This is a genomic window from Arthrobacter globiformis, from assembly GCF_030815865.1.
Lineage (GTDB): Bacteria > Actinomycetota > Actinomycetes > Actinomycetales > Micrococcaceae > Arthrobacter > Arthrobacter globiformis_B.
Map to the genome: position 1 here is coordinate 4819577 of NZ_JAUSXI010000001.1, position 21659 is coordinate 4841235.

At 66.4% G+C, this 21659-nt stretch carries 20 protein-coding genes and 1 pseudogene; 8 read left to right on the forward strand and 13 right to left on the reverse strand.

What is annotated here, in order from left to right; translation table 11 throughout:
* The first annotated feature begins 55 nt into the window (after positions 1-55).
* Complete coding sequence (locus tag QFZ33_RS22540; protein ID WP_307031155.1) at positions 56-400, forward strand: hypothetical protein; 345 nt, start codon at positions 56-58, stop codon at positions 398-400.
* Between the two features lies 1 nt (position 401).
* On the opposite strand, the gene QFZ33_RS22545 is transcribed toward QFZ33_RS22540, so the two are convergent.
* Together QFZ33_RS22545 and QFZ33_RS22550 are read right to left on the reverse strand one after the other, a co-directional pair.
* The gene (locus tag QFZ33_RS22545; protein ID WP_307031157.1) at positions 402-2408 is read right to left on the reverse strand and encodes a vWA domain-containing protein; all 2007 of its coding nucleotides are present in this window, start codon (positions 2406-2408) and stop codon (positions 402-404) included.
* Positions 2409-2438: 30 nt separating this feature from the next.
* Positions 2439-3839 (reverse strand): sigma 54-interacting transcriptional regulator, encoded by a 1401-nt coding sequence (locus tag QFZ33_RS22550; protein WP_307031159.1) that lies wholly within the window; start codon positions 3837-3839, stop codon positions 2439-2441.
* A gap of 91 nt (positions 3840-3930) precedes the next feature.
* On the opposite strand from QFZ33_RS22550, the gene QFZ33_RS22555 reads away from it, so the two are divergent.
* Together QFZ33_RS22555 and QFZ33_RS22560 are read left to right on the forward strand one after the other, a co-directional pair.
* Positions 3931-4599, forward strand: coding sequence for an MSMEG_4193 family putative phosphomutase (locus tag QFZ33_RS22555; protein ID WP_373427317.1), 669 nt, complete (start codon positions 3931-3933; stop codon positions 4597-4599).
* Position 4600: 1 nt separating this feature from the next.
* Positions 4601-5308: an SCO1664 family protein gene (locus QFZ33_RS22560; RefSeq protein WP_307031162.1), complete on the forward strand. Its 708-nt coding sequence runs from the start codon at positions 4601-4603 to the stop codon at positions 5306-5308.
* A gap of 90 nt (positions 5309-5398) precedes the next feature.
* Here the strand turns inward: QFZ33_RS22560 and QFZ33_RS22565 are convergent.
* Positions 5399-6274, reverse strand: a pseudogene (locus QFZ33_RS22565) (aldehyde dehydrogenase family protein); the annotation flags it as partial.
* 40 nt (positions 6275-6314) lie between these two features.
* Here QFZ33_RS22565 and QFZ33_RS22570 point away from each other — a divergent pair.
* Entirely contained in the window at positions 6315-6869 is a 555-nt protein-coding gene (locus QFZ33_RS22570; RefSeq protein WP_307031966.1) for an LLM class flavin-dependent oxidoreductase, read from the forward strand.
* A 101-nt stretch (positions 6870-6970) separates the two neighbouring features.
* On the opposite strand, the gene QFZ33_RS22575 is transcribed toward QFZ33_RS22570, so the two are convergent.
* Positions 6971-8173, reverse strand: coding sequence for an amidohydrolase (locus QFZ33_RS22575; protein WP_307031164.1), 1203 nt, complete (start codon positions 8171-8173; stop codon positions 6971-6973).
* Positions 8170-9420, reverse strand: coding sequence for an MFS transporter (locus QFZ33_RS22580; protein WP_307031968.1), 1251 nt, complete (start codon positions 9418-9420; stop codon positions 8170-8172). Before QFZ33_RS22580 ends, QFZ33_RS22575 begins: the two co-directional genes overlap by 4 nt.
* A 292-nt stretch (positions 9421-9712) precedes the next feature.
* Between QFZ33_RS22580 and QFZ33_RS22585 the strand changes: the two genes are divergently transcribed.
* Entirely contained in the window at positions 9713-10732 is a 1020-nt protein-coding gene (locus QFZ33_RS22585; RefSeq protein ID WP_307031166.1) for an Lrp/AsnC family transcriptional regulator, read from the forward strand.
* 7 nt (positions 10733-10739) lie between these two features.
* Here the strand turns inward: QFZ33_RS22585 and QFZ33_RS22590 are convergent, their stop codons facing one another.
* From QFZ33_RS22590 to QFZ33_RS22600, 3 genes are read right to left on the reverse strand one after another with little or no spacing between them, the layout of a single operon-like run.
* Positions 10740-11732, reverse strand: a complete 993-nt coding sequence (locus QFZ33_RS22590) for an NAD-dependent epimerase/dehydratase family protein (RefSeq protein WP_307031167.1) — start codon at positions 11730-11732, stop codon at positions 10740-10742.
* Complete coding sequence (locus tag QFZ33_RS22595) at positions 11729-14383, reverse strand: alpha/beta fold hydrolase (protein WP_307031169.1); 2655 nt, start codon at positions 14381-14383, stop codon at positions 11729-11731. The genes QFZ33_RS22590 and QFZ33_RS22595 overlap by 4 nt, the downstream gene beginning before the upstream one ends.
* Positions 14377-15399 (reverse strand): 3-oxoacyl-ACP synthase III, encoded by a 1023-nt coding sequence (locus tag QFZ33_RS22600; protein WP_307031171.1) that lies wholly within the window; start codon positions 15397-15399, stop codon positions 14377-14379. Before QFZ33_RS22600 ends, QFZ33_RS22595 begins: the two co-directional genes overlap by 7 nt.
* A 220-nt stretch (positions 15400-15619) precedes the next feature.
* Between QFZ33_RS22600 and QFZ33_RS22605 the strand changes: the two genes are divergently transcribed.
* Positions 15620-17047 carry an MFS transporter gene (locus QFZ33_RS22605; protein WP_307031172.1) on the forward strand — a complete coding sequence of 476 codons (1428 nt, stop codon included), beginning with the start codon at positions 15620-15622 and terminating at the stop codon, positions 17045-17047.
* Positions 17048-17060: 13 nt separating this feature from the next.
* On the opposite strand, the gene QFZ33_RS22610 is transcribed toward QFZ33_RS22605, so the two are convergent.
* On the reverse strand, positions 17061-17426 hold the full coding sequence (locus QFZ33_RS22610; RefSeq protein ID WP_307031174.1) for a hypothetical protein: 366 nt from the start codon (positions 17424-17426) through the stop codon (positions 17061-17063).
* A gap of 130 nt (positions 17427-17556) precedes the next feature.
* The gene (locus tag QFZ33_RS22615) at positions 17557-17898 is read right to left on the reverse strand and encodes a CBU_0592 family membrane protein (RefSeq protein ID WP_307031176.1); all 342 of its coding nucleotides are present in this window, start codon (positions 17896-17898) and stop codon (positions 17557-17559) included.
* 266 nt (positions 17899-18164) lie between these two features.
* Here QFZ33_RS22615 and QFZ33_RS22620 point away from each other — a divergent pair, with 266 nt between their 5' ends.
* Together QFZ33_RS22620 and QFZ33_RS22625 are read left to right on the forward strand one after the other, a co-directional pair.
* Entirely contained in the window at positions 18165-19091 is a 927-nt protein-coding gene (locus QFZ33_RS22620) for a LysR family transcriptional regulator (RefSeq protein WP_307031178.1), read from the forward strand.
* A gap of 278 nt (positions 19092-19369) precedes the next feature.
* Positions 19370-19519, forward strand: a complete 150-nt coding sequence (locus tag QFZ33_RS22625) for a lmo0937 family membrane protein (RefSeq protein ID WP_307031180.1) — start codon at positions 19370-19372, stop codon at positions 19517-19519.
* A gap of 20 nt (positions 19520-19539) precedes the next feature.
* Here the strand turns inward: QFZ33_RS22625 and QFZ33_RS22630 are convergent, their stop codons facing one another.
* From QFZ33_RS22630 to QFZ33_RS22640, 3 genes are all read right to left on the reverse strand, one after another.
* A complete protein-coding gene (locus tag QFZ33_RS22630) occupies positions 19540-19923 on the reverse strand; it encodes a hypothetical protein (RefSeq protein WP_307031183.1) in 384 nt (127 codons plus the stop codon).
* A gap of 314 nt (positions 19924-20237) precedes the next feature.
* Entirely contained in the window at positions 20238-21398 is a 1161-nt protein-coding gene (locus QFZ33_RS22635) for a N(5)-(carboxyethyl)ornithine synthase (RefSeq protein ID WP_307031185.1), read from the reverse strand.
* Positions 21395-21544, reverse strand: coding sequence for a hypothetical protein (locus QFZ33_RS22640; protein ID WP_307031187.1), 150 nt, complete (start codon positions 21542-21544; stop codon positions 21395-21397). Before QFZ33_RS22640 ends, QFZ33_RS22635 begins: the two co-directional genes overlap by 4 nt.
* Between the last annotated feature and the right edge of the window lie 115 nt (positions 21545-21659).

Genomic DNA, 21659 nt, shown 5'->3' on the forward strand with positions numbered 1-21659 from the left:
TATCGTAATCGGGGGCCACAGCGTGGTGGCCCTTTCTAAATTGGGGAGAAAATTAGTGAACGAGAAGCTGCGGGTGCTGGTCAGCGTTGACCTCGACGGTGCCAAGGCCCAGGTCAAGACCCAGGGTCACGTGACTGTCCAAAGCATTCAGGGCCTGTACAGCGTGATGAAGCGCGCCGACGCGCTGGTTCCGGGGCTGGCACTGGAGCTGGATATGACCCTGGCCGAGGTGGAACCCCAGGCGATGGAAGAGCTCCACGGCTGCGCCCGATCCCATCACCTTCCGCTGCAGGTCGATCCGCTCCAGCGCGACTACCGGTTCAGCATCCTCGCGCCGAAAATCACAGCGCCGAAGCTGACCGTTTTGCCGGTCGCCGCACCTGTACTGGCCGCCGCCTGACCTAAATCCCGGCGGCCCAGTCGTCGTCGTAAGCGCGGCCGCGGAAGTGGGCACGGAGGTACTCCCCCACAACCGCGGCGCCGAGATCCCCGGTGTCTGGTGCGACCACCCGGCCGTCGATCCGGCGGGCCAGCCGCCGAACGAACCTTTCAAGGCCCGGGTCGTCACCGAGCCGGAAAAACGTGGCCTGCGTGCCCGCACGCCCAAGCCGGTCCAGCTCGGCGACCGTAACCCGGATGGTCTCCGGGTCCGGCGGCCAGCAGAACCACGACTCACCGTCGCCCAGCAAATGGGCAGTGGGCTCGCCGTCGGTCACCACGAGGAGAACGGGCTGCATCGACGGGTGCTGGCGGAAGAAACGGCCGGCCAGCAGCAGACCATGGTGCAGGTTGGTTCCCTGCTCCTGAAACGCCGGCAGGGCCGTGAGCTCGCCGATGTCCATCGACTGCGCGTAACGGCCGAACGTGATGAGCTGCAACCGGTCCCCGCGGAACCGGGTGGAGACCAGGTGGTGCAGGGCGAGCGCCGTGCGTTTCATGGGCACCCACCGCCCCTCGGCCGCCATAGAGAAGGAAACGTCGGCGAGCAGGACGACCGCGGCCTGGGTACGCGCCTCCGTCTCCGACACCTCGATGTCCCCCACCGCCAGACGCAGTCCGCGGCCCGGATCACCGCCGTCGGCCATGGTGCGCCGTATGGCATTGGTTATGGTGCGGGTGACGTCCCACGGCTCGGCATCGCCGAACTCCCACTGGCGGCTGGAGCCGGTCTGTTCACCGGCGGCCCCGGCGACGCGCGTATCCCGGCCCCCCTGCCGGCCGGACAGCTGTTTGGCGGTGTCCCGCAGCAGCGACTTCCCGAGCCGCCGCATGGCCTGGGGCGACAGCCGGAGGTCGCCGTCGGCCCCGCGGCGCAGGTAGCCGCCGTCCTGCATCGCCCGCTCGATCTCCGCGAGGGTGCGGGCCGTCACGGCGGCGTTCTGACCGAGCTGGCGGGCGAGGGCATCCAGATCCAGGTCGTCGAGGGTGGACCCGTTGTAATGCTGGGAGAGCTGTTCCGACAGCTCGTCGAGCTCGGCAATGTCCTGCAGCACGCCGGTGCCGTCACCCAGTCCGAGTCCTTCCTGGCCCCCGAAGCGTTCGGAACCGCTCCAGTCCTCGCCGGGGCGCAGAGCCCGCAGGCTGCCGTCGAGCTGGTTGAGCTGGGCCATGAGTTCGGCCGAGCCGAACGCTTGGGCGGACAGCCGCATCAGCTCATCGCGCTGCTCGGGGGACATCGACTGCAGGAGTCGCTGGGCTGCGGCCGCGCGCTTGGCGAGGGCGTCCACCAGCTCCTCGACGGACTGCGGATTCTCCGGAAAGTACTGGCCGTGCTTGGCCATGAACGCCCGGAAGTCCGCGTCGGTGTCCTCGCCGCGGCGGTGCTTGCCGAGCAACTCGTTGAGGTCGCGCAGCATCTCGCTCACGGCTTCGCGGTCATCATCCGTGGCGTTCTCGAGCGCCTGCTTCATGCCGGCGAACCGCTGGTCAAGGACTTCGCGGCCCAGCAGGTCCTTGATCCTTTCGTAGGCTTCCCGGGCGCTGCTCGACTGCCAGTCATAGGAAGCCAGTTCGTTGACCGCCGCGGCCGTGGACTGGGGCAGGTTCTCCAGCTGCATCTCCCGGAAGGCGCGGTCGTTGTTGTCCATCATGGCGTCGCGGGCGAGCTGCTTGCGCTCCTCCAGCACCGCGGTGTCCAGCAGCTTCCTGACCTCGCTGAGGGTGCCGTCCAGCTTATGGCGGCCCAGCAGTTCACTCCGCCGCTGCTGGACGCGCCGGGCCAGGTTGTCGAGCCCGTCGCGGTTCCGGCCGCCGCGCCGCAGGAACTCCTGCAGGGCATGCCGGGGCGAGTAGCCTTCCATCACGTCCTCGGCGATCGCTTCCAGTGCCTCGGCCAGGTCCACGGGCGGGGCAAGCGGATCCGGACCTCCGGCGTACCGGCCGTACCTGGACCGGTTGTGCAGGGTCATGATGCCTCCTGTACCAAGCAGAAACTGTACTTAGCCGTAGACCGTTGCCTCGTCGTCGGACTCCTTGGAGATCCGCCGGGCGAGGTACAGGCCTTCCAGCGCAAGTTCGACGGCGGCAGCGCGCTGTCCGTCGTTTTTCGCGCCCAGGCGCTCACTGATTTTGTCGTAGAGACTTGATCCGTTTCCGGATCCATTGAGGGACGGAAGATTCTGCAGGAACTCCCGGGCTGTGACCTGGTCCCCGGTGGTCACGGTGGTGTGACCGTCGAGCGCGGCCACGAGCGGCCCCATCTCGATGCCCTTGAAATGCGCCCGCACGGCTTCGGCCGTGGCTGTGCGCAGCAAGTGGTCGAGGATGCCCTGTTCACGCCCTTCCTCGCCCGACTCAAACTCGATTTTCCCCGTGAGGACTTCCACGGCGGTCTCGAGGTCGATGATCCGCGCAACAGCATGGTCCTCCCCGCGCACGCTGGCCCGGCGCAGGGCCGCCGCCGCGACGGTTTCAGCGCCCGCGATGCCGAAGCGGGCGGAAACCCCGGACGTCTGGTTGATGGCCGGGGACTGCCGCAGCGCCCGGGTGTAGCGGGCCAGGATCTCGAGGATGACAGGCGGGACGTCAGCCACCAGCTTCCCCTCCTGGCGGATGACGGAGACCTCGTCGTCCAGCTCGATCGGGTAGTGGGTGCGGATCTCGGCGCCGAAGCGGTCCTTCAGGGGCGTGATGATCCGGCCGCGGTTGGTGTAGTCCTCGGGGTTGGCGGATGCGACGACCAGCACGTCCAGCGGAAGCCGCAGCACGTAGCCGCGGATCTGGATGTCGCGTTCCTCCATCACGTTGAGCATCGACACCTGGATCCGCTCGGCGAGGTCAGGCAGCTCATTGATGGCGATGATCCCGCGGTTGGAGCGCGGGACCAGGCCGTAGTGGATGGTTTCGGGGTCCCCCAGCCGGCGGCCTTCGGCGACCCGCATCGGGTCGACGTCGCCGATGAGGTCGGCGACGGAGGTGTCCGGCGTCGCGAGCTTTTCGACGTACCGTTCCGAGCGGTGGCGCCAGGCCACCCGCATCCGGTCGCCTTCGGTGAGTGCACGGGCGCGGGACTGCTCGGTGATCGGTTCGTACGGGTGCTCGTTGAGTTCCGAGTCCTCGATCACCGGCGACCACTCGTCCAGCAGCCCGGCCAGGGTACGGAGCAGCCGGGTCTTGCCCTGCCCGCGTTCGCCGAGCAGGACGACGTCGTGGCCGGCAATCAGGGCACGCTCGAGTTGGGGAAGGACTGTCCGGCTGAACCCGAACAGCCCCGGCCACGGATCGCGGCCCGCCGCGAGCGCGGCGATCAGGTTGTCGCGGATTTCGTGGCGCAGGTCCTTATGGACGTGGCCGGATGCACGCAGTTCGCCAACAGTGAAGATATCTGGACGATCACTCACCCCTCTACGGTAGTCCTTGACTGTGCGGGGAATCGAGTGATTTCCTCCGATTCCTGCGGCACACCCCCTGCCCCGCTTACGCTTGATGCTGATGACTGCAGAAACACCGTCGGCACCATCCGCACAGCCGCCGAGACCGGAGAGCACGCTCCTCCTTCTGGTGCGCCATGGGGAGACGCCCACCACGGGCAAGGTGCTGCCAGGGCGGGCGCCGGGACTGCATCTGTCCGACCGGGGCCGGGCCCAGGCTGAACTGGTGGCGGAACGGCTCGCGGGCCTTAAGGTCGACGCCGTCTACTCCTCGCCGCTGGAGCGCACCCGCGAGACGGCCGAGCCCACGGCAGCCGGCACAGGACTTGAGGTGCGCGAGGAGGCCGGCCTGATCGAGTGCGACTTCGGCGAGTGGACCGGCGCTGCCCTCGCAGAACTGGCCGGCCTGCCGGAGTGGCAGACCGTGCAGCACAACCCGTCCGACTTCCGCTTCCCGAGCGGCGAGAGTTTCATGGAGATGCAGGCGCGGATCGTCGGGTCGCTCGAGGTGCTGGGCACGGCGCACGCCGGGGGCGTCGTCGTCTGCTTTTCCCACGCCGACCCGATCAAGGCGGCAGTGGCCCACGCCCTGGGCACGGATCTTGACCACTTTCAGCGGATTGTCATCAGCCCGGGGTCGGTCTCGGCCATCTCCTATTCGGACGGTCAGGCGCCTGCCGTGCTCATGGTGAATTCGACGTCGGAACCGCTGAGCGGGCTGAGGGTGTGACATGGCTGTGTGTGGACGCGAGCAGACGCTTCTGACCGAGGGCCAGGTCGAGCTGATCGGACGCATCCCGCGCAGCAGCAACGAGACGTTCCTGGTCGAGGTCTCCCGCGGGGACGACTCCGCCTATGCGGTGTACAAGCCGGAGGCCGGCGAGCGCCCGCTGTCGGATTTCGAGCCGGGACTGTACCGGCGGGAGCGGGCGGCGTACCTGCTCAGCGAGTCCCTGGGCTGGGGATTCGTGCCGACGACCGTGATCCGCGAGGAGGCACCGTTGGGAGTCGGGTCGCTGCAGTGGTTCATCGACTGTGACTTCGGTGAGCATTACTTCACCCTCTATGCCGACGTCCCGGAAACGCACCGCGATCTGGCGCGGATCGCCCTGTTCGATTACATCGCCAACAACACCGACCGCAAAAGCGGGCACGTGCTGCGCGGCGACGACGGTCGGGTGTGGGGCATCGACCACGGCCTGTGCTTCTCCGCAACCTTCAAACTGCGCACCGTGATCTGGGACTTCGCGGGTGACCCCATCCCCGAAGCCCTGCTCGAGGACATCGCTCCGCTCGCCGATTCCGTGTCCGCCGACGTGGCGGAGCTCCTCGACGGCTCGGAGGTCACCGCCCTGCAGCGCCGCGTGCGGCGCCTGCTTCACGAACCGGTACTGCCAGTCGACCGCACGGGCATGCGGTACCCGTGGCCGCTCGTTTAGGGGAGTTTCCTCAGACCCGCTCAGCGCGAACGGACACTTGTGGCCCCTGCCATTCAGGGTCACAAGTGTCCGTTCGCGCTATGCCTGGATCTAGGCGTAGGGGTCTGCGATGCCGATGTACTGCGTGGTGGTGTATTCGGCGATGCCTTCGGAGCCGCCTTCGCGGCCGAGGCCGGACTGCTTGACGCCGCCGAAGGGTGCCGCTGCGTTGGAGATGACGCCGGCGTTGAAGCCGACCATGCCGAACTCAATCTGCTCGGACACCCGGAGGAGGCGGTTGAAGTCCCCGCTGTAGAGGTAAGCGGCAAGGCCGTACTCCGTGGAGTTGGCCATGGCAATGGCCTGTTCCTCGGTGCTGAACGTGGTGATCGGGGAGACCGGACCGAAGATCTCGGTGCGCAGGATCTCGGCGTCGTTTGATACACCAGCCAACACCGTGGGCTGGTAGAAGTATCCGGGGCCATCCACGGGCGCGCCGCCGGTGACCACCGTTGCACCGGCGGTCACGGCGCCCTCCACCAGGGCGTGCACATCCTTGCGCGCGCCGCCGTCGATCAGCGGGCCGACTGTCACGCCATTCTCGGTGCCGCGGCCGGGGCGAAGTGCTTTCATCGCCTCGGCGAACTTGGCCGTGAACTCCGCCGCCACGGACTCGTGCACGAGGAACCGGTTGGCGGCGGTGCAGGCCTCGCCCATGTTCCGCATTTTCGCCGCCATAGCGCCCTGCACTGCTTTGTCCAGGTCGGCGTCCTCGAACACGACGAACGGCGCGTTGCCGCCGAGCTCCATGGACGTGCGCAGCACGTTCTGGGACGCCTCGGCGATCAACTGCTTGCCCACCGGCGTCGAGCCCGTGAAGGAAATTTTCCGCAGCCGGGCATCCTTCAGCAGGGGCCCGGAGATGGATGAAGCCGACGACGACGAGACGACGTTCAGCACACCGGCCGGCAGGCCCGCTTCCATCATCACCAGCGTCCCGAAGCCGCTGCAGAAACCAACGCCGCCCATGTGGATCGCCGCCCGCGACATCTCCTCCCACGAATTCGCCGTCGCCAACGGCTGCAACGTGATGGTGACGCCGCTCATGAAGGGCGACGAGGAGGTCGAAGACCTCGCGCACAAATTCGACACCGCCGTGGAGAACAACCCCGGCGTCCCCCGCCCGGACCTCATGGTGCTCCGTCACACCCACGTCCACCCCGCAGACGAACCCGAGGGATGGCGGCGTCCGGCCGAGGGCATCCAGAAGTTCTACCGGACCTTTGATGCCTGGTTCGGCAACAAGACCACCCCGAAGAACGGATTCCTCGAGCCCAGCCCCGCTGAGAGATTCGCCGACCGCCCGGAGTTCACGCCCGAGTCCCTCCACCAGACGGCCATGATCGGTACGCCCGAGGAAGTGATCGAGCGGCTCCGCCACTACGAGGCGCTCGGCGTCACCGAGTTCAGCCTCTGGTCCGATAACAGCCTGACCCACGAGGAGAAGAAGCGCTCACTTGAGCTTTTCATCGAGCACGTGGTGCCGGCCTTTCAGGAGCAGCCCGTAGCCGCGGCACGCTGATGCCAACTGGCGCCTGAGCCTCTCTTAGCACGAACGGACACTTGTGGCCCCCGCGGGGGGCAACAAGTGTCCGTTCGTGGCCAAGGTCCCTTAAACCGCAGCTATCCCCGGTGGAGCAGACGCCTCCTCTCCTCCGGGTCCAAGGCAGCAGCGCATGCGGCTGCGGCCAGGCCGAACGAGCCGTCCAGGACTGCCTTGTCCGCACCTGTTGAGGCGCCAAACGCGGCAAATTCTGCGGTGTGATGTGCGCTGCCCCTTACGTCGTAGCCGACCATCGGATGGATGCTTGGGACGACCTGCGAAACGTTCCCCATGTCTGTAGAGGCCACCGGCTCCGCGGTGAATACAACGCACCTCCCCCTTGACGTCATGGCTGCCCGGTAGGCCTCCGAGAGGAATGCGTCCTGACGCAGTTCGGCGTAGTCGTTACCGTGCGGCGCGATCTGTAGCGTGCTGCCGCTCGCATGGGCACCCGCTTCAAGGGAGCGCCGTACCTTGTCCTGGATGCGGCTGAGGCTCTCGATGCTGGGGGCCCGCATTTCGATGGTCGCCCGAGCCCGGTCCGGGATGACGTTCACTGCGCTGCCGCCCTCCGTGACGATCAGCGAAACGATCGAACCAGGGGACAGCTGTTGCCGGGCCAAGGCGATGGCCGTTTGTGCAACCACCAGCGCATCCAGGGCGTTGACGCCCTCCGAAGGAGCAGCGGCGGCATGGGAGGGACGCCCCTCAAACAAGACATTCCACATGCACATGGCCAACGATGAACCACCAACCACATCCGTTGCCGCAGCGTGAGCCATCATGGCCAGGGACACGTCCTCGAAGAACCCTTCGTCGATGAGGTCTACTTTGCCGCCCGTGGTCTCTTCGGCCGGCGTCCCAAGCACTTTGACAGTTATGCCCAAGTCGTCGGCCACCGCCGCCAGAGCCAGCGCTGCCCCAACGGCGCTGGCCGCGTTCACATTGTGCCCGCAGGCATGGCCGATAGCGGGCAGTGCGTCGTATTCAATGCACAGTGCCACCACAAGGTCGCCGGTTCCGAAGCGCGCACTGAATGCCGTGGGTTGCCCGGGCTGAACCTCATCGAAGCTGAACCCGGCCTTCCGCAGCACCCGCCGCACCCGTTTGACGGCACGGAATTCCTGCCCGCCCAGCTCAGGGTCTGCATGGATGGCGTGGCTCAAATCCAGGACGTCCGGCTCCCACCGTTCCACCGCGGCAGCAAGTGCGGCCTGGATGTCGCCTTGGGACACGTGTTCGACGGCGCTTCCTCGCATCCCGCTGTTCCGCCCAGTCGTCACGCCCCCACCTCCATTGTCTGCCGCTTCGGGTAGCGGGCACCCGCAGCGGCAGCGACCAGGGCTGCGGCGGCCAGGACGCCCCAGATGAAGAAGATCCCGGCTTCAGTAATGTGCCCGGATTCCACAGACGCCGAAGACATCAGCTTCACCACGGCCGCCCCTACCGCGATACCTACGGACAGGGCCAACTCGTTGAGCCCGGCCGCCGTCGACGTTTCCTCCACCGGTACGCCCTCAACGGACAGCGCGCGCGTTCCCGCTTGGTACATGCCCAAGCTCAGGTTGAACATGGCGAAGCCCGCGGAGTAGCCCGCAAGCGAGCCGTGGGCAACCACCATCACCAGGAAGCCGGCCGCCAACAGGACGCCGGCGAAAACCAGGATGGCGCGTTCGCCGAACTTCCTCATTGCCCTGGCGGTCAGCAGCGAGGAGAACAGGGAGAGAACCGAGGCCAGAGCGAGGACAATGGCGATCATCAGGGGGCTCAGGGCGAAGCCATAACCGGTCTTGTCCGGGTTGGCATGCAGGAAGATGCCATTGGTGCCGAAGTAGCTGATGGAGGCGAAGCCGAAGAAGAAGGTAGCCAGCGAGACGGTGCGGATCCGCGGGTTGACGAGCATCCGCAGATCCATGAACCTCCGGCCTTCGGTTGCGCTGGAATCGCGTTTGGCCCAGTACGCCAGCAGGGCAAGCCCTACCACTCCGGCCACCAGGGTCCGGGCGTCGAGCCAACCCCACTCGGGTGCCATGGAGAGCGCCACAACAAAACCAATCAGCCCGAGCGAGCACGCCAGGAGCGGCGCCAGGGCGATGCCCTCACGAGTCGGGATCCCCGCGTCGGGCAGCACAAACGAACAGGCGACGGCGGCCACTGCGAACGGGACAGCCACCCAGAAGCCGAGCGTCGGGTCGGTGACGCCGACTATTCCGGCAAGAAGCCCGCCTGCTCCCACCATGATCATCAGCATGCCGATCATGACGCTCACGCCCGTGCGGGTGTGAGCAGGGCTGCTCACCCGCAGAATTCCCATCATCAGCGGGATGAAGCCCACCACGGACGTGAGCATGACGACACCCAGCGTTACCGTCCACAGCGACGGCCAGAGGGCCATTAGAAGCGCGCCGACCGCGACAACGCCGGTGGACCATCGCAACACCAGACGGTATCCGTAGCTGTCGCCCAGCCGGGAAATGATCGGGGTAAGGACCGCAAAGCTGACGTTGGAGATGAGGAAGATGCCGTTGATGGTGGGTCGTCAATCTCGAAGACCGGCCCGAGCGCCGGCAGGATGGGATTCAGGTACCCCTGTGTGACCCCGCTAAGCGACTCAATCAATGCCATTGCCATGATCATGCCCGCGATCGTCCTGTGTGTTGTGCCCACGGTAGCCGGAGGGGCCGTCTTACTTTCCATGTGATTCCTTGTGGTTGTGCTTGCTGTCTCGGCGGGATTCGCCAGGGGTGATGCAAGTCACCACGTTAGGACGGTCGTTTACACTTGCCGTGGAAATGTTCGAAATCGCGCTGAAGGAGGGAATATTGAACGAATCAGCCATGATCTCGGAGCTGGACCTTGAGATCGTAAATGCCCTCCAGATCAACCCGCGGGCCGAATGGAGTCGGGTTGCCGACGCCTTGGGTCTGTCGGGTCCAACGGTTGCCCGTCGCCGGAACGCCCTCAGCGACCAGGGCCAGGCGTGGATCACGCCTGCTCCCGGCCAGCGCTACCTCAGTGCAGGCTGGTCCGCGTTCATCCACCTCTCCTCAACGCCCAGCGACAGTGCGGCACTCATCGAACGCCTGTGCGCGGAACCCGCGTTCGGCACCGTCTCCTTGGTCACCGGTTCGCACGACCTCTTCGTGGACTGCTTCGCGTCCAGCCACGACGAACTGATGGACATCGTCACGGGCTCCTTTCCGGGGCTGCCCGGCGTGACGCACCGCGAGGCCGTTTTCGTCACCAAGCTGTATCGGCAAGCCTCGGAATGGCGCAGCGGGACTCTCGAACCCGCACGCGCCCGGCTCGTGTCCGCGGAACCCCTGCGCGAGCAGCCGGCCTACGCACCGGACCGGATTGACGCAGCATTGCTGGAAGAACTCACCAAGGATGGCCGCGCCAGCTGGGCAGAACTGGGCGCCGCTTGCGGCGTCTCGGCCCAAACAGCTCGGCGGCGGGTGGAACGGTTCCTCGCGACGGGTTACATAGCGCTTCGGTGCGATACGTCCACTTCCGCCCAGCAGGGCCTCCGGGAAGTCACGCTGGTCCTGAACGTCCCGGCCCAATTTGTTGACGACGTCGGACGCTACTTCGCCGGTTTGGACAACTGCCGGTTGAGTGCCCAAGTCCTCGGCGCCCAGAACCTGCTGGTCACCCTATGGGTCCGCGACTACCTGAAAGTCCAGGCCTACGAACGCGAACTGGCCGAGCGGGCTCCTGGCAGCACTGTCATCTCCCGCCAAGCGGTAGTCCGGACGTATAAGCGGCTGGGCCACGTCCTGGACGAATCAGGATGCAGCCGCAGCGTGGTGCCACTGTCGCTCTGGAGGAAAGGTTCCTAAACGGGGTCTACAACGTTCGTCGGGGTCCTGACCAGGAACTGTAGTGCTCGGCCAGCTTCGCCAGTCCGTCATCCAGCGAGACGGCGGGCGTCCAGTTGAGGAGTTCACGGGTCTCGCGCTGGTCGAACCAGTGGGCGGTGGAGAGCTGCTCAGCAAGGAACCTGGTCATCGGCGGCTCCTCTTTCCGCCCGGACCAGGTCCAGATCTTCTCCACCACCGCTCCCGCCGCCCGTGCCACTCCACCCGGCACACTCCACGACGGCGCGGGGACGCCCCCCGCGGCGCAGATCCCTGCCAGCAGCTCGCCGACCGGGCGGGGCTCGCCGTTGCTCACAACCAGGGCCCTGCCATGGACGTGTTCCATGCGGTGCAGCGCGGCGACGATGGCCGAGGCGGCGTTGTCCACGTAGGTGGTATCAATCAGGGCCGCACCGGCGTCGAGCAGCGGCAGGCGGCTGCGGCAGGCACGTGCCAGGACCCGTTCCACCAGTTGCGTGTCGCCGGGGCCCCAGACGATGTGCGGGCGCACGGCCGCGACCCGGAATTCCGGAGCGTCCGCTGCCAGCGCCAGCAGTTCGGCCTCGGCCTTAGTGCGGGAGTAGTCGCCGTGCGCATGCTCAGGGTCAGCCGGCTCCGCACCCAGCCCGGCGATGGCGGTGCCGGAGTTGGCCACGGACGGGGAGGAGACGAACACCAGGTCCCGCACGCCGGCCGCACGGGCGGCGTGGAGCAGGCGGCGCGTGCCTGCAACGTTCACCTCGTCGAACTCCGCGGCATGGCCCGTAAAAGACACTTTCGCGGCCAGGTGGATGACGCCCTCGGCGCCGACGACGGCGCGACAGACGGCGTCATCGTCCGTGACGGACCCGCAGAAGTCCGCAGCGCCGTCGACCCCTGATGGACGGCGCTGGAACGTAGCCACGGCATGGCCCTGGCGAACCAGTAGCCGAGCCACTTCCCGCCCGAGCAGCCCGCTTGCGCCGGTGACGAGGACCCTCACGGCTGGCCCGGACGGCCGCCAGCCAGCACCCGTGAAGCCCAGCGGGACAGGCGTGTCCTGTCGATCTTGGCGTTGTGCCGGATGTCGGTGGGCTGTGCGGGGACTTTGAGCACAGCGGAGACACTGACGCCTGCCGCAAGAGCCGCCCCGCGGACACGCCCGGCAAACTGCGGCGCAGCAGGGCCCGCTTTGCGGGCGGGAGGCACGGTCTCGACGACGGCGACGACGGCCTGCGTCCCGGACGGACCGACCCCGACGACGGCGGCCAGTCCGACGTCGTCCAGGCGTTCGATGGCCTGTTCGGCGCCCACGGGCGTCACCACAGCACCGGGCGCCGTCACGACGTGCGCGAGACGCCCTTCCACCCAGAGCCGGCCAGCAGCGTCGAAGTGCCCGACGTCGCCGGTGCGGTGCCATCCGGGCAGGCTGGTGCTCTCCCGCTGGAGCAGCCAAAGCCTGTCGTAAGCTTCCTTGACGTGCGGGGAACTGACGAGGATCTCGCCGGTCACCCCGGCTTCCGTCACGAAATCCGTCCCGGGTGCGGTGCCATCCGCGGCCAGTGGGACGACGGCCACGCGGGCGCCATGCACAGGCCTCCCCACGCACACGCCATTGCCCGCTCCCGCAACGGTTCCGGCGGCAGCGTCGGCATCGGCGGCCTGAATTTGTTCGAGGCTGATGTCGGTGACCGGCAGCGCCTCGGTCATGCCGTACGGCGTATGCAGCGAGGCCCGGGGCACCAGCCGCTGCACCTCCGCCAGGAGCGGTTCGGGGATGGGCGCGCCGGCAGACAGAAGCAACTCGACACCTTCCAGGGCTTTACGCCCTGCCCCACTCAGGCCATCCCGGGTAGCAAGAACGTTGCGCAACGCCGCCGGGGAGGCAAAGACCACCGTGGCGTCTATGGCCGCGGCGGCGTCCGCCAGCGCCCGGGCCGTCAAGGTTCGGGGCGCAGTGACGTCCATGGCCGGCGTCACCGAAACCGCTCCAAGCGCGGGCCCCAGCAGGGCGAACGGGGCGAAGCCCGCCACCAGCCGGGCACCGGAACGGATCCCGAAAGTCTCGGCCACGGTATCCCGCATCGCGGCCAGCTGCCGGTGCGTGTAGAGCACGCCCTTGGCGGGACCGGTGGAGCCGGATGTAAAGAGTACGGCGGCGTCGGCATCCGGATCCGGAGCCTCTACCGGCGGTTCCGACCTCAGGCTCGCTCCGCGCCGGGCGAGGGTGGCGAGGGAGGTTTCGACGCCGAGGAGGCGGCGGCGGGCGGCCGGCAGGTCCTGCACACTGATGCGCCGTCCCGGCCAGCCGAGTACCGCGGCAGCCGCCAGCGCCCTGTCGATTCCGATGAGGAAATCCGGGGTGGCGCCCTTCACGGCACGGCTCAGGCCCCTGGTTCCCAGCCCGGCGTCGGCCACGACCACCACGGCCCCCAGCCGCAGGCACGCATAGAGGGCTACTGTCAGGTCCACCCCCGGCGGAACCATCAGGCTCACCCGGCAGCCGTGCCGTACGCCGGCTTCCTGCAGGCCCGCCGCGAGGGCGGCGATGCTCTGTTCAAGCTCCCGCCAGCTGAGCGTTCGGGCGACGTTGCCGTCCGCGGCCATTTCCGCGACGGCGGTATCCCCGCTGGCGGCTCCTGCCGCCTGCTCGGTGAGGAGCCCCCAAAGGGGCGGGACGCCGTCGGTCGGGGCGTTTGTCTGTTGAGGGTCGGGTCCGCTGTCCCGGTCAAGTTCGGCAAGCCACTCGAAGACAGGAGTGGCGATGTCCCGGTCTTCCGCGACCAGGTGGCCGGCACCCTCGAAGCGGTGCACTTTCGCGTGCGGCAGCCGGCCAATTAGGTCTTTGAGGTACCGGTCCGAAAAGATCGGGTCCCGCGGTCCCCAGAGCATCAGGGCCGGAACCCTCAGCCCGCGCAGCCCCTCGGCGACGCCGCTGAGCGCCGGGTAGCTGGGATGGGACGCGTCGGCGGGAATGTCCGCCACGAAGTTCCCCACGCCGGCGCGGCGGCCGGCGCCGCGGTAGGGGGCCATGAAGGCGTTGCGGACATCAGTGGAAAGCGGCGGGTGGGCCAGCGAATGCGTCACCCGCAGGAAGGTGTCCGACGTCGTGGTGCCCCACCGGTGCACGGCCGGGTGCAGGGCAAGCCGCAGCGCCGGCGGGATGCCGGAGCCGGAGGGCTGGTGGACGGCGGTGTTGGTCAGCACCACCCCGGCGAGCTGCTGCGGATGTGCCAGCGCCCAGCCCAAACTGATCACGCCGCCCCAGTCGTGGCCCACGGTGACCACCGGCCCGTCTAGATTCAGCGCGTCAGTAAGATCGCCAAGGTCGTTGATCCGGTCCGCCAGGCGCCGGAAGGTGCCGGTGCGCTCCGAATAGCCCATGTCCAGCTGGTCCACCGCCACCACGCGCCACGGATGAGCGGGGTCGGATCCGGCGGCCATCAGCGTCCGCCATAGGTAGGACCACGTCGGATTCCCGTGGACGCACAGCAAGGTGGCGGACGGACTCAGCCCACGCCGGGACAGCTGCGCACCATTGTCGAGCAGATGCCAGCGGTGCACGGTCCCCGCGTCATCGGCGGCGGAGGTGGACACCACATCGATTTCCCGCGACCATTCGGGGTCGAGGCCGGGCCAGTCGGCGGTTACCAAACGATTTCCATCATGGCGGTGTTCAGACCGGAACCGACGCCCATGCACAGCACGCGGTTCCCGGTTTCGAGGGTTTGCGCCTCGGCGGCGAGGGTCATGGGGAGGGAGGCCGGTCCCACGTTTCCCCAGTGCGGGAACGTGATGGGCACCCTGTCCGGGTCCAGGTCGATGGCGTCGATGATGGCCTTCGTATAGGCATTGCTCACCTGGTGCGTGACGTAACGGTCCATCGAGCCCCAGTCCCACTCCGGCTGGGCCTCATGCCAGGCATCGACCACGAGCTGGAGGCCGCCGTCGAGCAGGCCCTTGGTGTCGGTGGCCATGCCGTCGATGCCGCCCACGCACAGTTCATGGTGCTCGGTCCCGGCCCGCATCACGCCGCCGACGATCCGGTGCGCGCCGGGGTGCTGGTCCGCCGGGCCGAGCACCGCTGCAGCGGCTCCGGAGCCCAGCGTGAGGGTGGCGAACTCGCGGTTGAAGTCCTCGCGGGTCGTCTCGGGCCGCTGCAGCCGGGCCAAAGTGGCCTCCTGCGTGGCCTGGGCATCTTCACCGTTGACGATCATCGCGTACTTAATCTGGCCGGAGTCAATCATGTTGGCTGCCAGGGCCATGCCGTTGACGAATCCGAGGCAGGCGTTGGCCAGGTCGAAGTTCATGGCCGACGACGGCAGGCTTAGTCCGTGGTGGATCTTCACCGCGACAGATGGTTCGAGGTTGCGCCGGGTGACCGAGGTGTTGATCAGCAGGCCGATTTCGGATGCCCCGACGCCGGCCTCGGCCAGGGCCTTCGCTCCCGCTTCGACCGCCGCATCATCGAACGATGTCCCGGCGGCCCACCAGCGGCGGTGCGTGATGCCGGCAACGCGCTCCAGCAGCCGCGGGGGGAACTTCAGCCGCTGCAGGGTCGAAGCCAGCCTCCGGTCGAAATCCATGGAACTCACGATCCTCGGAGCCTCGACACTGCTCACCGAAAGCAGCGCGGTGTTGCTGTGCCGGAAGGTTGCATTCCCTGCCAATTCAAGCCCCTGTTCGTTTCCGTCCTGCATTCATGCGGTGACCGTACCCATAAGCGCATAAGTGCAAGCCCAAGAGCTTAACTATGCTGGTGCAAACCCGGATCCTCCACATTTGGCGCCCGTGGGCTTTACTTACGGCAGACCGACGACGCGGGACGTCCCGCCGTCGTCCGCTTACGGGCCGTATCCGTGCCCGTCAGCTGTCAGTACACTGGGACGCATGACCGAGCAGGAACCCGCCCCGGTCCAGGACGCCGAGGCGCCGACTCTGACCGATCCCGACGCCGTCGATACCTCCTTGCGCAGTCCGGCACAGCGGTCCCGCACCTTCGCCGGAATTCTGGTGAATACCGCGCTTGCCAACATCACCACCAGCTACCTCTGGTTCGCACTGACGTTCTGGGTGTACCTCGAGACCCGCAACGTGATCGCCACCGGGGTGGTCGGCGGCGCGTACATGCTGTTGATCGCCCTTTCCAGCATCAGCTTCGGCACCTTCGTGGACCGCTACCGCAAGCTGGCTGTGATGCGCTTCGCCGCCGGCTTCACCCTGGTGATGTTCGTGCTATCCGGGGTTATGTTCCTGCTGACGCCCGCCGCACGGATCCTGGACCTGGCCCAACCCTGGTTCTGGATCTTCATGCTGATCATCCTGGTCGGTGCGGTCGTGGAAAACATGCGGAACATCGCGCTGTCCACCACGGTCACCATCCTCATCGAGCCGGACCGGAGGGCCAACGCCAACGGGCTGGTCGGCATGGTGCAGGGACTGATGTTCATCGTCACCTCCCTGCTCTCCGGGCTGTCCGTCGGGCTGCTGGGCATGGGGTGGACGATCGTCGTCGCCTTGGTCCTCACTGCGTTGGCGTTCGCGCACCTGCTCACCCTGCGCATGCCGGAGGAAGTGCGCGCGGCCGCGACGGATGCGCAAGGTGGATTCGATCTGCGCGGCTCACTCGCTGCCGTGCTTGCCATAGCCGGACTGTTCGCGCTCATCCTGTTTTCCACGTTCAACAACTTCATCGGCGGCGTCTACATGGCGCTGATGGATCCGTACGGGCTGGAGATGTTCTCCGTGGAGATGTGGGGGGCCGTCTTTGCTCTCGGCTCCACCGGGTTCATCGTGGGCGGCGCACTGATCGGCAAGTTCGGGCTCGGCGCCAACCCGCTGCGCACCCTGCTCATCGCCGTGGCTGTGATGGGCCTCCTCGGTGCGGTGTTCACGCTGCGGGAGTGGGCCTGGCTGTACGTCGCGGGCATCTGGCTGTACCTGGTCCTGATACCGTTCGTGGAAGCTGCCGAGCAGACTGTTATCCAGCAGGTGGTGCCGCTGCCCCGCCAGGGCCGGGTGTTCGGATTCGCCATGGCATTCGAGTCCGCTGCGGCGCCGGTCACCGCATTCCTCATTGCCCCGATCGCCCAGTTCTGGATCATCCCGTACGCGCGGTCCGCCGAGGGCGCCGCCCGGTTGGCCCCGCTCCTGGGCGAGGGCACGTCCCGCGGCATCGCGCTGGTGTTCCTGGTGGCTGGAATCATCATGATCGCGGCCGCTTTGGCGGCCTTTCTGACGCCGGTCTACCGCCGGGTTTCGGCATCATATTCGCGGGCGGCCGCAGACGCCCCGGGGACTGCGGCACCCTCTGCATGAGTAAACGGCGTTTTTACCGCGGGCTGCCGTCTCCGGTCCCGCCCGCTTTCTGAATCGAGGGGGCGGTCCGGCTGATGACGACGATCCGGACGGTCACGCCCGCCAAGACCAGGACGACGCCCAGCGCAATCAGGATCCAGGTAGGAACTGCGGCGGCGTCGATGCTGCGGTAGCAGTCCGCCGCTGCTTTGGCGCCGCGGTGGAGCGCGTCGAATGCTTCAGCGGCACCACTGTCCGGTAAAAGCGGGCTGCCACACAGCGGGCCGGCCTTCTGCAGTCCGAAGACGATCCCGGCAAGGAGCACAGCGAATCCGGCTCCGATCAGCCAGAGCCAGACCTGCCATGCGGCGGAAATCCGCCGGACCGTTGTACCTCGCACGTCACTCCCTAGAAAACGGCGGTACCGAAATCATAAGGGGAATTGTGGGGAGTCCTACCAGCCTTGGTTTCCGGTAACAGCAGAATTGTCGTGAGAGCGGACGACGACGGGACGTCCCGCCGTCGTTCGCTTATGCGCAGCGTGCTTGCGGCGCTTCAACGATGGTCATCTGGCCGGTTTCGGGGACTCCGGGAAATTGCACGTGCAGGGGCTCAGCAGCTGCAACCGGCGGCTCCTGCTGGGAGCGCATCCGCAGAAGTGCTACGGCGGAAATGAGGAACCAGGCGACATTCGTGACTACGGACGGCCATGCTTCGTGGAATGCACCGTTGACAATGAAGGCACACGAACCGAGGAGATTCGCGGTCTGGAAGCCCTTGCCGGCCTTCAGCCAACCCATGGACACGGCCAGGTACGCACTGAGAATCGCAACAGCGCCTGCCCAACCGGAGATTTCCCACAGCAGTTCCATGATGTCCTTTCAGGGTTGATGCCCGGCTGCCATTCACTGAGCGGAGTGGAGATGACGGGCGATATGTTTTTGTTTTGTAAGAGGCGCCATTGCCGACGGGCTCGGCATCGCTGGAACAGCGTGTGTGCTCAGCCGTCCGGGCGGGACGTCCTTCGCTGGACGGGCCGGCCTGTCTCTTTTGCCCTTACCTTTAACAGCAATTATGAGGACGAAGGGCCTTTAGATCAATTGCATTCTGCTGAAGACATGGTTTAGAACTACTTAACATGGATATCGATCCGCGCCGGCTGCGAGTTCTCCTTGCGGTTGCCCGCACGGGCGGGGTGCTCGCTGCCGCTGACGAACTGGGGATTTCGCCCTCGGCCGTGTCCCAGCAGCTCAATAAGTTAGAGGACGAGACGGGGCACGCCTTGGTGGTGCGCACACCCAAAGGCTCGGTTTTGACACCCGCCGGCCTGGCCGTAGCCGAAGCCGGCGAGGAGATCGAGCGCGCCCTCAGCGTCGCCCGCGCCCGGATGGAAGGCGGGGCAAACATCGCGGGGGTGGTGCGAGTGGGCGGATTCACCAGCTTTGTCCGCACGGTGGTGATCCCGCGCCTGCCCGAGTGGCGCATCCAGTACCCGCAATTACAGATCCGGATGATTGAGGACGACTTCCCCGCCTTGATGCGGCTGCTCCGGCAACGCGCGCTCGACGCCGTCGTGATCGAGCTCGATTCGACGACGACGGCCGGGCAACGTTCACTGGGCGCCGGAATGATCGAGGAGCCCCTCCTGGACGAGCCCTGGAAACTGGTGGTTCCCGCGGGTGCGCTGCTTACCACCGAGAACATCGACCTTGGCCGCCTGCCATTTCCCTGGCTGGGCGTCGAGTCCTCAGCCGCCAACGCTTCGGTCCTCGGCCGGCTCCGCGAGTCAACGGGTGCCCAGTTGGAGACTGTGCATCAGTACCAGGACACACTGACCGCTCTCGCGCTGGTCGCTGCGGGCGAGGGCGTTGCCATCGTGCCCACGTTGGCGTTGACCGGCCTCGTCCAGGACGGGGTGGACGTCCTGGACGTCCCCGGACTGGGCACGAGACGCATCGTTCTGCGGCGGTTCGACCGGCGACGGTCAGCCAGCCTGCCTGTGGACACAGTGGCCCGCCTTCTGCGGGAATCGGCTGCAGCCTTCGACACGCGGTCGACGTCGTGAGCTGGTCTCGCCCTGGTCTCTGATTGTCCAGAGTTCTCCGGACAATTAGGCGAGGTATGGCTATTTCCGGCAACCTGATCCGGGCATAGGCTGATAAGCACCACAGTAGATGCGGAGTCGGGCCCGATGAGAGCGAGGGTTACGAGGATGATCCTTACCGGCAGCGCCCACGGGCGACCCTCTGGCAGTCATGTCATTACTGCCAGCCGCTTATCTACGCAGAGTGGCCGGGACGCAGAACTAGCGTTTCCATCCGCGAACAAACAAAGGAGACTCTCATGTTGCTTTGGATAGCCATCATTATCGCGGTTCTCTGGCTTCTCGGCCTGCTCGGCAACATTGGCGGCGGGTTGATTCACCTGCTTTTGGTTATAGCTGTGGTGGTCCTGATCTTCCACTTCCTCCGCGGCAGGTCCTCCCGCGTGTAGCTTGCCTCTGCGCCCCTTGGCTACCAGGTGAGCTTCTGCGCCTTGACAACGTAGTGGCCGTCGCGCTCGGTGAACGTGACGAGGTACCCGCGCTTGGCGCCGTTGACCCTCATCTGGCAGTCCGTGTGGGTGCCTACCTTAAGATCTGGGAAGTTCTTGCACTCCACCCCTGCGATCTTGATGCCGGGGATCTTGGGCTGGGCGCGTGCCATGATCCGGGCCGCCAGGAGTTTGCCGCTGGTCGCTGCCGTGAATTTCAGGGCTGCGGGCGTGGCTACGGGTGCTGCGGGTGCTGCGGTCGCGGTAACTGTTGGCCCCGGAGAGGGAGCTGACGCGGCGCAGCCGGCCATCGCCAGCGCCCCAAGCAGCGCCGCTGCCGACAGAGTAGTGCGCCTGATATTCATTGCCGTCCTTTCGATCCGGAGCTCCTGCCGGCCGCTACAACTCTGCAGCGTATTCCTTGAGGAAAGGTTGGCGCGGGGGGACCTCATGAGAATGGCGGCCCCCTGAGGAGCCGCCACTCGTCGTGATGAGCCGGAGACCCGACTTGTGCCTCAGCCCGGACGTCGAGTTGGATTTTGGCCAACTCGAGTGCGTCTCAGAAAGGAACAGGTTTACGAGACACCGCACGGCCTGCTGGCGCGAATCGATCAATGCCCCGGAATCCCGCGGCAGCCTTTTCGCACCGGGACTATCCGGCCCGGGCGGGGTGTAGCCGCTAGCCGTCGAGCGGCAAATGCGGGTATTCCGGCGCACGCTGTTGGAACTGCAGCACGTCCATGTTGCGAATGACTCCGTCGCGGATTTCGATCGCCCGCCGGATGGTCTCGTTCTCCGTCCACGCATCAGGGCCTGAGACCACGGTTTCCAGGAAGGGCAGCAGCGCCTCGCTGATTTCCCAGCTGGAGGAATTCCAGAGGTAGGAAGGGCTGTGGTCCACCGCGTAGTAGTCGATGTGGTCGCCGACCGTGAACATGGGTTCGGCGAAGGTGGTGTTTTTCGCCCAGCTGAAGCCCATGCCCTCGTCGCAGGAGACGTCCACGATCAGGCTGCCAGGACGGAACGCGTCAAGGTCCTCGGTGCGCAGGTAGGTCAGCGGCGCATTGGGGTTCTGCAGGGTGCAGTTGACCACGATATCGCTCTCAGCGAGGAACGGCGCCAGCGGCACACGACCGCGCTCGGTGATGACCTCGCTGAGGAACGGGGCCCGATCATCGTGGTCGAACTGCGCGATCCGCACCGAATGGATGGGCGAGCCCACGGCTGCAACACCGCGGTTGGTCAGCACCTGGACGTCATGGATGCCGTGGGCATTCAGTGCCGTGACGGCGCCACGCGCGGTGGCTCCGAAGCCGATAACGACGGCGCTTAGCCGGCGGCCGTAATCGCCCGTAGAGCCGGACAGCGCCAACGAGTGCAGCACGGAGCAGTACCCGGCCAGCTCGTTGTTCTTGTGGAACACGTGCAGGCCGAAGCCGCCGTCGCTGGCCCAGTGATTCATCGCCTCGAAGGCGATCAGCGTGAGCTTTTTGTCGATCGCCAGCTGGGTGATCGCCCGGTCCTGGACACAGTGCGGCCACCCCCAGAGGACTTGGCCGTCACGGAGCTCGGCAAGGTCTTCAGGCTGGGGTTTTGGCAGGAGCACGACGTCGGCATCTGCCACCAGTTGCGCGCGCGGGGCGATGCGCCCCACGCGCGATGCCAGATGGGCGTCCGAGACGCCGAATCGTTCGCCGTAGCCTTCCTCGAAGATAAGCTGCTGGCGCAGTTCCGGGGCGATTCGGTCCAAATGGAGCGGGTGGATGGGGAGGCGCCGCTCGTCGGGCTTCCGGGTGCTGGCCAGGACTCCAAGGGTGAGGTGTTTCGGTGAATTTGTCACTTCTTCTTGGAGCTCGCGGACTTGGTGGCGGTCACCTTGTCGAGGGAGCTGGCCGACGCCGAAGCGGCCTTCTTGTCAGCGCGCTTTTCCTTAAGGGATTTGTCGGACTTCTTGGATGCTGCTTGACGGGGGGACTTGTCAGCCATAATCGCTCCTGTAGGGGAACCGAAGGGGTTCCTGACTTCTGACGATACAGGGAGGGACCTAACTGGATGTCGGGGAGAGCTGGTGCCCCGGCAGCGGCGAGGTTCCGGGCGGCCT